Raw genomic sequence first — 11,311 nt, forward strand, 5'->3', positions numbered from 1 at the left:
GGTCTGCGCCTGGATCGCCGAGGGCGTCTCGTAGCCCACGTCCGACAGCGCCTTGAGCACTGCTGGCGCGAGGCCGAGGTCGGCAAAGGACTGCTGCTCGTCGTCGGAAGGGGCGGGGGAAGTATCGTCAACCACCCGTCAACGGTAGTGGGTAGCGCAACGGGGGTGGGATTCGTCGTCGCGGCGACGTCCGTCACGTCACCCACCGGACCGCGCCGGCGTCCGATATTCACGCGACGGGACGCTCCCGGCGATCCATCATGAGTGGCATGACGAGCACCGCCCACACGGACCCTGCCCCCGAGCTCCCGGCCGGCCTCACCACCCGCCCGCTGACGCGCGACGACTCCGGGGCCGTCTTCGCGCTGATGGCCGCCCAGGAGCAGGAGGACCTCGGCGCGGTCGAGATCGAGGAGGCCGACATCGTGGGTGACTGGGCCAAGCCCAGCCACGACCTGTCGGTGCGCTCGATCGGCGTCCTCGACGGCGACGTGCTGGTCGGGTACGCCGAGCTGATGGGCGCCGACCGCGCCGACACCGCCGTGCTCCCCTCGCACCGGGGGCGCGGCATCGGCACCTGGCTCGCCTGGTGGCTGCGCGACCTGGGCCGCCGCCTGGGCTCGCCCGTGGTCGGCATGCCGGTCCCCGAAGGCGGTCCGGGCGACCGCCTGCTGGCGGCACTCGGCTACGAGGTGCGCTGGACGAGCTGGATCCTCCAGCTCCCCCCGGGCACCGAGATCGCCGATCGCGACCTGCCCCCGGGGTACGCCGTACGCACGGCCGCTGAGGACGACCTGCGCGCCGCCCACGACGTACTCGAGGACGCGTTCCTCGAGTGGTCCGAGCGCGAGCGGGAGTCCTTCGAGGACTTCCACGCCTCCCTCGTCGGTCGCCCGGGCTTCGAGCCGTGGAACCTGCGCGTGGTCGCCGACGACACCGGCGCGGTGGTCGGCGTCGCCCTGACCCACCTCTCCTTGGAGGGGTCCCTCGCCTACGTCGGGCGGCTCGCCGTACGCCGCGACCAGCGCGGCCGCGGACTGGCCCAGGTGCTCCTCGTGGACGCCTTCAGACTCGCCCGCGAGCACGGCGCGACGATCTCCGAGCTGAGCACCGACTCCCGGACCGGGGCCCTCGGCCTCTACGAGAAGGTGGGGATGCGGTCGATCGCCACGTGGGTGAACCGTGCCGTCGAGCTCAGCTCCCGGCGCCGACCCAGGTGAACACGGTGGACAGCACGACCATCGCGCCGGCGACTCCGACGACCACCCGGGTGCGCGCACGTCGCGGCGCCCTCCGGTCGGCGGCGGACGCCGACGTCGTGAGGTGGGATGGGGACGTGATGGTGGGGGGCTCGGAGGCCCCGGTCGCTGCCAGCATGGGTGCGCCCGTCTCGTGTCTGGGACTGGTCTCGGTCACTATGTCAACGAATCGTCAACATAGTGACAGTCTTGCCAAATCTCGCCCCAGCCCGTAACAACCGATCCACGACCTCGTCTTCCCTCTAGCAAGGACGCACGTTCCGCTCCACAGTTGGCCCGACGGGTCAGGATGTGACCCACAGCAACAACTTCCGGGGGGAAGACAGATGCAGCACCGTTCTGCCGTGGTCGTCGATGACGACCCGGCCACCAGGGACGCCATCAGCGAGGTGGTCGGCCGGGCCGGCTTCGAGGTCTCGACCGCGTCCCGCGGCGGCACCGCCTTGGCGCACTTCGAGGACCTCCAGCCCGACCTCGTGATCCTGGAGCTGTCGCTGCCCGACATCGACGGCCTCGAGGTCTGTCGGCGCATCCGGTCCACCAGCGACTGCTACATCATGTTCGTCAGCGAGCGGCAGGACGAGATCGACCTCCTACTGGGGCTCGAGGCCGGCGCCGACGACTTCATGGGCAAGCCGGTGTCCTCCCGCGAGCTGCAGGCCCGGATCGCCGCGATGTTCCGCCGTCCCCGCGCCACGTCGGGCACCCCTCGACCCCCGAGCGTCAGCAGGGAGGGCCGCATCGAGGGCGGTGCAGGTCTGGTCCTCGACCGGCACGCCCGCGACGTCGAGGTCAACGGCATGCCGGTCGAGCTGACCCGGACCGAGTTCGACCTCCTCACCGCGCTGGCGACCCGGCCGGGCGTCGTGATGCGCCGCAACGACCTGCTCCGCGAGGTCTGGGAGACCGACCACGCCACGGACACCCACCTCGTCGACGTGCATGTCGCCAACGTGCGGCGCAAGCTGCGCGAGCACGGCGAGGCCCGCTGGATCCGGACCGTGCGCGGGGTGGGCTTCCGCTTCGACGCCGCCTGACGTCCGCCGGGGGCACGCGGTCCCCGGGGTCGCGCCGGTCCCCGCGTTCGCGCCGGCTCGTCAGCTCGCGCCGGCCTCGTCAGCTGGCGGCGGACGACAACGACCACGCCGATCCACCCGTCGTACGCCGCCAGTGACGCGCCAGCGGTACGAGAGTGCCCGGTCGGCACGTTCCAGCGGTACGGGAGTGCCCGGTCGGCACGAGTCGGTCCGGGTCAGCGGGCGCTCTCGCGCAGCGTCGACCCCCGCGCCCCGCGCACGGTCAGCGAGGCGCTGACGAAGGCGGCGACGCCGAGGACGACCGCGGCGATGGCGGCGAGGGCCATGAGTCGGAGCGGGGAGATCTCGGCGACGAGCTGGGGCGTGGAGAGGTCCTCGACGTAGCCGAGCGTGATGGTGCGCAGCACGACGTACTGGGCCAGGGAGCCGGCCAGGATGCCGGCGATCGCCGCGCCGCCGAGCACCACGAGGAACTCCCGGGCGACGGCGGACATGACGGCCTTGCGGGGTACGCCGACCACGCGCAGCGCGGCCGCGTCCCGACGCCGGGACGGCAGCTGCACGGCCGTGGAGACGAAGAGGCCGGCCAGCGCCATGAGCAGGACCAGCGCCGCCACGACGGCGTACAGCCGCAGCGCGAGGGCGTAGGCGCTCTGGTCCAGGACCCGCTGCTCGGTGGCCAGCGTGGTCTCGACCGTCAGCCCGGACTCCTCCAGGGCGTCGCGGACCTCCGCCGGAGCCTCGTCGCGCATCAGCACGCGGGTCTGGAAGAGGTTGTCGTAGACGGGCCGGTCGGTGATGAAGGAGGCGTAGTCGACCAGCAGGCCGGTCGGGCCGACGAAGGGCAGCCCCTCGGCGGTGCCGTGCGGCTCCACGCCGATCACACCGGACCCGTCGAGCTCGTCGATCGCCTCGCCGGACACGTCGACGCCGCGGACCGCGGGACGCTTGAGGGCGATGCCCCCCGACGTCAGCCGGGCCATCCCCACCCCGCCGTCGGTGTCGAGCTCCAGGTCGATGGTGTCCCCCTCGGCGTCCAGCCCGGCGATCGAGCTCGGGGCCTGGGAGTCGGGGGCCGCGACCCAGGCGGCGCCGTCGACGGCCCCGTCGACGGGGGCGCCGTCGACGGCGATCTCCACGACGCGGGCGCGGCCCTCCATCTCCATGGTGGTGCCGGCCCCGCCGCCCAGGGTGAGTCCCTCGAGCGGGCAGGCGGTCGCGCAGGTCTTCGGCAGCCGCTCGGTGAGCGTGTGCTCGCCGCGCGGGAAGGGGCCCAGGTAGACGCGCTCGGGGGTGCCGYCGACCGATCCCAGCCGCACCTCGACCGCGAGGGGTCGCGACGTACGGGCCCGGTTGTCGATGGTGAGGGAGAGGCGGCGACCGACGAGGGACGGCACGGCGCCCGGGGTCGCGATGCTCGCCGCGACCTCCTCCACGCTCTGCCCCGGCGTCCAGGTGGGAGGCCATACGGCGATGGTGGCGAGCCGGTCGGCGTCGACGATGGAGAAGTTGGCGCCCGGGTTCTGGACCTCGGCGGCGGTCATCACCCACTCCCCGTCGGGGTCGATGCGACGGGTCAGGTCCCGGGTGTCGCGCAGGGACAGCGGTGAGGTCCAGGTGACCTCGCCGGGCGAGGCGGTCGCGGCCACGCTGGCCCGCCAGGTGGCGGCCGAGCCGTAGACGCCCGCACCGAAGACGGCCACCGCGATCGCTGCCGTCACCGGGAGGATCACCAGGGTGCCCTCCTGACGGCGCGAGATCGCCCGTGCGGACACGAAGCTGCCGAGCGAGCGGGTGTGCTGGTGGCGCCGGGTCCACCACGTGGCCAGCCAGGCCGTGGCCCGGGTGGCGGCCAGTCCGGCGACGATGGCCAGCAGCACGGGCAGCACCAGGTCGGTGGCGTCCGGGTCGCCCTGGGTGCCGGAGGCCAGCTTGGAGACCAGCACGGCCAGGGCGAGGGCGACGAGCGCCAGCTGGGCCACGACCGACCAGCGGCGGGAGGCCTGGGGACGGCGTACGCCGGAGAGCTGCGAGGCGAGCGTGTCGCGCACGACCAGGCCGACGGCCACGCAGGCGACGCCGATCGCGGCCAGGAGGACCAGCGCGGCGGCAGCCCAGCTCACCCACGGCACCGGCACCGGCAGGCCGTCCACCAGCCACGCCCGGGTCAGGCCGTAGCCCATGCCGAGCCCCAGCGCGGCCCCCACCGGGGCGGCGACGGCGAGCACGACGAGCGGCTCGGACAGGCCCAGCACCCAGAGCTTGCGCGAGGAGACCCCGCGCAGCGAGGCGAGGGCCAGCTCGGGCACCCGGATCTCGCTGGCGGCCATCAGCAGGCGCATCAGCAGGGCCAGCGCCACGAGCACCAGCGACAGCACGGCAGGCGCGATGGACGCGCGGGCGGTGGCCTGCTGCTCGCGGACCTCGTCGCGCACGGCACCGAGGTTGTTGACGTCGGGGTCACCGGTCAGGGTGCCGCCCGTGACCTCGGTGGTGGTGTCCAGGCGGGCGGCCGTGGCCGCCGCGGCGTCCAGGTCGGCGCGGGTGAGGTCGGCGGGCACGGCGAGGGGGGTGTCGACGCGCACCGACCACTCGCCGGCGCCGAGGGAGGCCAGGGTGTCGGAGGTGGTGATGAGCGGCGACGGCTGGTACGGCTTGTAGCCGCCCGTGAGGCTGGACTGCTCGTTGGTGCTGGTGAGCAGGGTCGGGCGCTGCCACACGTCGTCAGACTGCGGCGTCGTGTAGGTGCCCACCACCCGGACGCTGTCGAGCGGCGGTCGGGGGTACTGGCCCTGGATCTCACCCGGCTCGAAGATCGGCAGCCTCAGGGACTCCCCGACGACGGCCCCGTTCTTGTCGGCGTCCGTGTTGAGCATCAGCACCTCGCCGGGGGCGCTGGGGCAGCGGCCGGTGACCTCCAGCCCGGCGCAGACGTCCTCGCGCGCCCAGAAGGTGACCACGCCACGCAGGGCGCTGTAGCGCTGGGAGACCAGCGTGGTGACGGGCTCGCCCCAGGGACCCTCGTCGAGGGCCTGCGACTCGGCGACCGCCAGGTCGCGGGCCGCCTGCGGGTCGAGCGGTGACTTCAGCTCCAGCACCCGGGTCAGCCCGGTCGCCGCGGCCGGCGCCTCGCGCAACCGGGTGACGACGTAGGAGTTGGTGACGGCCTCGGAGAAGATCGGGCCGAGGACCGCCGACCCGATGGCCAGGGCGGTGAGCACGATCGAGCCGACGCTGAGCAGCGCCCGGGCACGCAGTCCGCGCAGGACGGTGGCGAGGAGCTGGATCATCGTCGTTCCTCGTCCCGCAGCAGGGAGGGTCGGGTGGTCGCGTCGCGTACGGCGCGCGCACGGCCGCCGACCACCAGCACGGCGACGGCGGCGAGGACCGCCGGGAGCACGAGGGCCGACGGCCGGGCCCCGGTGTCGAGGGGCTGGGCCGCAGCGCTGGGCGTGATCAGCGGGAGCCCTCCCAGCAGCAGCTGCACGGCGACCCAGCCGCCGACGGTGACGGCCAGCACGACGAGGAGGGCCAGGGCGGCGAGCTCGGTGCGACCGGCCCGGCGGGCGGTGTCGACCCCGATGCCCATCACCCGGAGCGCCGCCACGTCGTGGCGGTAGCTGCGCCGGTGCCGGGCGACGCCGGCGGCGAGTGCGAGCAGGGCGACCAGCACGCAGGCGCCGGCCGTCAGGACGTAGGCGCGGGCCTGGGCGGCCCCGGCGGCCGTGCCGATGTCGTCGCGCAGGTCGTCCAGCGACTGCGGCTGCGACCCGGCGGCCTCCACCACCTGGTCCAGCACGGCGTCGGGGGTGTCGGCCGCCGCGACGATGCGCACCTCGGCGCTCGGCACGGTCGGCCCCGAGGCGACGGAGGCGGCACCGAGGTCGGCCAGCACACCGACCCCGCCGACCAGCGGCAGGGCGGCGTACTCGCCCAGCGGGTCGGCCGGGCGCTCGCCGCTGCCGAGGTCGAGCGGCGCAGGGTCGGCCGTGCCTGCGGAGATCACCCGCAGGGGCTGGGTGGCGGCGGTCAGGACGAGCCCGGTCGGACCGTCCACGAGCGGGGACACCTCGAGCCCGTCGGGACGGTTGGCGCTCACGCGACGCAACGGGTCGACGGTGCCGCGCAGGAACTGGCGGTTCAGGTTGTTGCGGATGGAGCCCTCGTCGGGCTGCCAGGGGAGCCGGGCGAGGTCGAGGTCACCCACCTCGATCCGCTCGAGGAGCACCGTCACCGGGGTGGTGTCGAAGGTGAAGACACCGCTGTGCTTCGCGAAGAGCCGGCTCACCGACATCCCGGCGAGCTGGCAGCCGTCCGCACATCCGCGCAGGCGGACGCTGCGCGTCACCCGCGCCCCGGTGCGCTCCAGGGGGAGGTCGACGAGGACGGACCCACGCGCGTCGTCGTTGCCGACGTAGACGACCTCGAGGGTCACTCCGCGGCTGTCGCCGTCGCCCTTCTCCAGGGACGAGGCGGACACCGTCAGCCGGTCGCCGCGCAGCGTCAGGTCGGGCAGGTCGGAGGCCAGGTCGGGGACGGCGCGTGCCGCGTCCGCCACCGGGGTGTCGTCGTAGAAGTCACCGACGACCGCGGCGAAGCGGCTGGCGTCGACGTACGCCCGGCGCTCGGCGAGGCGGTCCAGGTTGGGCACCACGGCGGTGGCCATCAGGTGCTCGCCGGCCGGGTCGAGGGCACGGGTCAGCGCCACCGCCTCCAGGGCCCCGCCGTCGACGGCCACCGAGGTGGGCCCGGCCCCGGCGATCCGGGACTCGGTGTCGGTCCAGTCGTCGACGGCCAGGGCGCCGGTCGTGGCCAGGGTGGCGACGACGGCGGCCGCGACCACGAGGCGCAGCGGGGTGACCAGGTCGTCGGCGCGGGCCAGCCGCCGGGTGGCCAGGAAGGGCGCGATGCCCCGGTTGGCGGTGCCGACGGTCGACACGCGCGCACCGAGGCGCAGCAGCCAGATCGCGACCTGACCCAGGGCCAGGCCGACCAGGGCGGGCCCCAGCAGGACCAGGGCGTCCGGGTCGTCGGTGGTCAGGGTCCGGGAGCGGTACGCCGCGACGCCGGCCCCGACGATGACGAGCACGCTCAGGAAGACCACCAGGGTCGTGGCGCGGTGGGGCCGCTGCCGGGTCGCCACCTGCACGGCCAGCGGCTCGCGCAGCGCGGCGGCCGAGGAGACGACCACGATCACGAGGCCCGCGAGCGCGGTACCGAGCGCGGTCAGCACCGCCGTCCGGTCGAGCGGGTCGGCCGCCTCGCCGAGCCACAGCGAGGTGGACRCCACCGTCACCAGGCCGCCGACCACCAGGCCGAGCACCGTGCCGGCGACGACTGCGCCGAGGGGCTCGAGGAGCAGGAAGCGCCACAGCCGGGCGCCGTGGATGCCGCGGAGCCTGGCCAGGCCGATCTCCTCGCGACGGGCGGTGGCGAGCTCGGCGCCGATGCTCGGCACGGCGACGGCACCGAGCAGCAGCAGCGGGGCGGCCAGCAGCCGCGACGTCCCGGCGGCGGCCGCGAAGCCGAGCACGCCCACGGCGCCCCCGACGACGACCGTCGTCATCGCCACCAGGGTGGCCAGGGCGCCGCGACGACTCCAGGCCCCACGCAGGAAGCGGGTCACACCAGCTGGCCCTCGTCGAGCGCGAAGTGCACGTCACAGGCCTCGACGACCGCGGGGTCGTGCGTGGCGACGACGACGACGGCGCCCCGCGCCGCCTCCTCGCGCAGCTCGGCCAGGACCACGCCGCGGTTGCCCTCGTCGAGCTCGGAGGTCGGCTCGTCGGCGAGCAGCACCCCGGAGGCGACCACGAAGCCGCGGGCACAGGCGACGCGCTGCATCTGCCCGCCCGAGAGCTCCTCGACCTGGCGCTCGCCGAGGTCGGCGATGCCGAACCGGGCCAGGGCCGCCTCGGCGTGCTCGTCGGCGTCGGCAGGGTCAACGCCGCGGGCGCGCAGGGCGATCGAGACGTTCTCACGGGCCGACAGGATCGGCACCAGGCCGTAGACCTGGAGGACGAAGGCGACCTCGGGACGCGGGTCGCCTGTGCCCGTCCAGGTGGAGCTGCCGGCGTACGACGCCGTTCCCGACGTGGGCGCGAGCAGGCCGCCCGCGATGGACAGCAGGGTGGTCTTGCCCGAGCCGCTGGGTCCCGACAGGGCGGTGACCTGGCCCGCGGGGAAGGTCAGCGACACGTCGTCGAGCAGGGTGCGGCCGGCCACGTAGGTCACGTGGTCGAGGGTGAGGTCCTTCACGCGGGTGCTCCCTCTCCGCTGGAGCGGCTGACGACCAGCCGCCCGGACTCGTCCTCCTCGAAGCGGACCAGCGTGCCGGGCGGCCACTCCGCGGCCACGTGGGCCGGGAGGTGCAGGACGCCGTCCTCGCCGACGACGGCGTACTCGGAGCCCTCGCGGCCCTCGGAGCCGACGCGGCCGCCCTTCATGGTCACGGTCCGCGGGAAGGTCGCGGCGACCTCGGGCTGGTGGGTGACCACGACGATGGTGGTGCCGAAGTCGTCGCCGAGGGAGTGGATGAGGTGCAGGACGTGGTCGCGGTCCTCGTGGCTGAGCTGGCTCGTCGGCTCGTCGGCGAGCAGCAGCCGCGGCGACGTGGCCACCGAGCAGGCGAGCGCGAGGCGCTGGCGCTGGCCGCCGGACATCGTCGAGACGACCTGGTCGGCCTGCTGCTCGAGCCCGACGCGGCCGAGCAGCTCGCCGTCGAGCATCGCGTCGCGCCGCTCGGCGTTGCTGAGGGAGAGCCGGGCGAAGGCGATGTTCTGCCGCGCGGTGGCGTAGGGCAGCAGGTTGCGGGTGGCGCCCTGCAGCATCGTGCTGACGCTGCGCGACCGGATCCGGGCGAGGTAGCGCTCGCCCATCCGGGAGATCTCCTCGTCGCCGAGGAAGATCCGTCCGGCGCTGGGCTTCTGGATGCCGCCCAGGAGGGTCAGCAGCGTCGACTTGCCCGAGCCGCTGGGGCCGAGGAAGGCGACGCGCTCGCCCGGGGCGATCGCCAGGTCGACACCGCGCAGCGCGACGACGTCGTGGCCGCCGAAGGTGCGGTAGAGGTGGACCACCCCCTCGCACCGGACGCCAAGACCGCCGACCGGCGGTGCGGCGACGTCCGTCGACGTCGCGAACGCGTGGTCCTGCACCGGGCTCCCCTCGTCTGACTCGTCGTCGGAYCGCTCGTCCGACGATGACCGGAGTGAACATACAGTCCGGTCGGCGACGTAGAGTGCTGCCATGGTGATCCGAGTTGCGCTCGTCAACGACGACGAGGTCGTCGTCCGTGGCCTCGACGCGATGCTGCGCAACTACGGCGACCGCGTCGAGATCGTCGAGCTCGCCGCCCAGAAGAACATCATCCACGAGGTCGACATCGCGCTGTACGACACGTTCGGGATGGGGCAGGGCAACGGTCCCGGCATGGCGCGGCTGCTCAACAACCCGCGCGTCGGCAAGGTCGTCGTCTACACGTGGAACTTCCAGCCCTGGCTGGCCCGCGAGACGATGGAGCAGGGCGTGTCGGGCTACCTCTCCAAGAGCCTGACCGCGTCCCAGCTCGTCGACGCCCTCGAGGCCATCGCCTCGGGACGGGTGATCGTCTCGCCGGCCCCCAAGGGCAACCGCCTCATCGGTGGCGACTGGCCGGGCCGCGAGGAGGGGCTCACCGCCCGCGAGGCCGAGGTCCTCTCCCTCATCACGATGGGCCTGAGCAACCTCGAGATCGCCGAGCGCACCTCGCTGTCGGTCAACTCGATCAAGTCCTACATCCGGTCCTGCTACCGCAAGATCGACGTCGACAGCCGCTCCAAGGCCGTCCTGTGGGGCGTCGCCCACGGCCTGCGCGCCGACCGGGTGCGACTGACCAGCCAGCAGGACGCCGTCGGCGAGCGCACCGCCTGACCCGCACCCGCCTGACCCGCGCCGCCTGACCCGGACCGCGTCGGCGAATCCGCCCGCCCGGCGCCCCCGCCGTACGATCCTCCGGTGACTGAGCAGCCCGGCATCGACACCGGCATCGAGACCGGCATCGATCCGGAGGACCTGGCGACCGCGCTCCGCGTGCTCCGGCAGGTCCACCACCTGCCCGGTGACCACCCCGACCACGTGACGCTCAAGCGGGCGGCGTCGGGGATGTACAAGTCGATCAAGGCCGAACGCAAGCTGCGCAAGCGGGCCGAGGAGCTGGCCCACGACCGGGCGATCACCGAGCTCACCGCGACCGGGTCGCCGGTGCGCATCGACGACGAGACGTCGGGCATCCCGCTCGTCTCCACCGCGCCGGGCGCCTTCGCCGGCGAGCTGATCAACCCGCGCGGCTGCTACATCTGCAAGCAGGACTTCACCCTGGTCGACGCGTTCTACCACTGGCTGTGCCCCTCGTGCGCGGCGCTGAGCCACTCCAAGCGCGACCAGCGCACCGACCTGACCGGCAAGCGCGCGCTGCTGACCGGCGGCCGCGCCAAGATCGGCATGTACATCGCCCTGCGGCTGCTGCGCGACGGCGCGCACACGACGATCACGACGCGCTTTCCCAAGGACGCCGTCCGGCGCTTCTCCTCCCTGCCCGACAGCGAGGACTGGCTCCACCGCCTCAAGGTCGTCGGCATCGACCTGCGCGACCCCACCCAGGTCGTCTCGCTGGCCGACGACGTCGCCGCGTCGGGCCCGCTCGACATCCTCATCAACAACGCGTGCCAGACCGTGCGTCGTACGCCGGGGTCCTACGCACCGCTGGTCGAGGCCGAGCACGCTCCGCTCCCCGAGGGCCGGGTGCTGCCGGAGATGGTGACCTTCGACCGGATCAGCGAGGCCCACCCCGCGGTCATCGCCGGCGCGCTGTCGGACACCGCGGTCGCCCACCACGAGGGCGAGTCGCAGGCCTCGGCCCTGGCCGCCCACAACGCCGCCACCCTGACCGCGCTCTCGCTGTCGGCCGGCCACGCCTCGCTCGACGCCCACCTCGCCGGCACCGCCGTCGACGCCGGCGGCCTGCTGCCCGACGTCCAG

The 11,311-nt window shown here is 73.9% G+C and carries 9 protein-coding genes; 4 read left to right on the plus strand and 5 right to left on the minus strand.

All coding sequences use genetic code 11. The features are described from left to right. Positions 1 to 269: 269 nt before the first annotated feature. Positions 270 to 1,220, plus strand: a complete 951-nt coding sequence (locus tag ACXJKL_RS05415) for a GNAT family N-acetyltransferase (RefSeq protein ID WP_457206036.1) — start codon at positions 270 to 272, stop codon at positions 1,218 to 1,220. Here ACXJKL_RS05415 and ACXJKL_RS05420 read toward each other — a convergent pair. Next, the gene (locus ACXJKL_RS05420) at positions 1,195 to 1,377 is read right to left on the minus strand and encodes a hypothetical protein (protein WP_457206037.1); all 183 of its coding nucleotides are present in this window, start codon (positions 1,375 to 1,377) and stop codon (positions 1,195 to 1,197) included. The genes ACXJKL_RS05415 and ACXJKL_RS05420 overlap by 26 nt on opposite strands. A 226-nt stretch (positions 1,378 to 1,603) precedes the next feature. Between ACXJKL_RS05420 and ACXJKL_RS05425 the strand changes: the two genes are divergently transcribed. Beyond that, positions 1,604 to 2,296, plus strand: coding sequence for a response regulator transcription factor (locus tag ACXJKL_RS05425; RefSeq protein WP_457206038.1), 693 nt, complete (start codon positions 1,604 to 1,606; stop codon positions 2,294 to 2,296). A 215-nt stretch (positions 2,297 to 2,511) separates the two neighbouring features. Here the strand turns inward: ACXJKL_RS05425 and ACXJKL_RS05430 are convergent, their stop codons facing one another. The 4 genes from ACXJKL_RS05430 to ACXJKL_RS05445 are packed head-to-tail and all read right to left on the minus strand — an operon-like array spanning position 2,512 to position 9,450. Beyond that, positions 2,512 to 5,586 (minus strand): FtsX-like permease family protein, encoded by a 3,075-nt coding sequence (locus tag ACXJKL_RS05430; protein ID WP_457206039.1) that lies wholly within the window; start codon positions 5,584 to 5,586, stop codon positions 2,512 to 2,514. After that, positions 5,583 to 7,922: an FtsX-like permease family protein gene (locus ACXJKL_RS05435; protein ID WP_457206040.1), complete on the minus strand. Its 2,340-nt coding sequence runs from the start codon at positions 7,920 to 7,922 to the stop codon at positions 5,583 to 5,585. Before ACXJKL_RS05435 ends, ACXJKL_RS05430 begins: the two co-directional genes overlap by 4 nt. Beyond that, a complete protein-coding gene (locus ACXJKL_RS05440) occupies positions 7,919 to 8,554 on the minus strand; it encodes an ATP-binding cassette domain-containing protein (protein ID WP_457206041.1) in 636 nt (211 codons plus the stop codon). The genes ACXJKL_RS05435 and ACXJKL_RS05440 overlap by 4 nt, the downstream gene beginning before the upstream one ends. Continuing rightward, the gene (locus ACXJKL_RS05445; RefSeq protein WP_457206042.1) at positions 8,551 to 9,450 is read right to left on the minus strand and encodes an ABC transporter ATP-binding protein; all 900 of its coding nucleotides are present in this window, start codon (positions 9,448 to 9,450) and stop codon (positions 8,551 to 8,553) included. The genes ACXJKL_RS05440 and ACXJKL_RS05445 overlap by 4 nt, the downstream gene beginning before the upstream one ends. Before the next feature lie 91 nt (positions 9,451 to 9,541). Here ACXJKL_RS05445 and ACXJKL_RS05450 point away from each other — a divergent pair, with 91 nt between their 5' ends. Together ACXJKL_RS05450 and ACXJKL_RS05455 are read left to right on the plus strand one after the other, a co-directional pair. Further along, positions 9,542 to 10,204, plus strand: coding sequence for a response regulator transcription factor (locus ACXJKL_RS05450; protein WP_457206043.1), 663 nt, complete (start codon positions 9,542 to 9,544; stop codon positions 10,202 to 10,204). Positions 10,205 to 10,288: 84 nt separating this feature from the next. Then, positions 10,289 to 11,311 (plus strand): SDR family NAD(P)-dependent oxidoreductase (locus ACXJKL_RS05455; protein WP_457206044.1); only part of this gene is annotated, 1,023 nt, incomplete at its 3' end.

The organism is Nocardioides sp. P5_C9_2 (genome assembly GCF_054049555.1).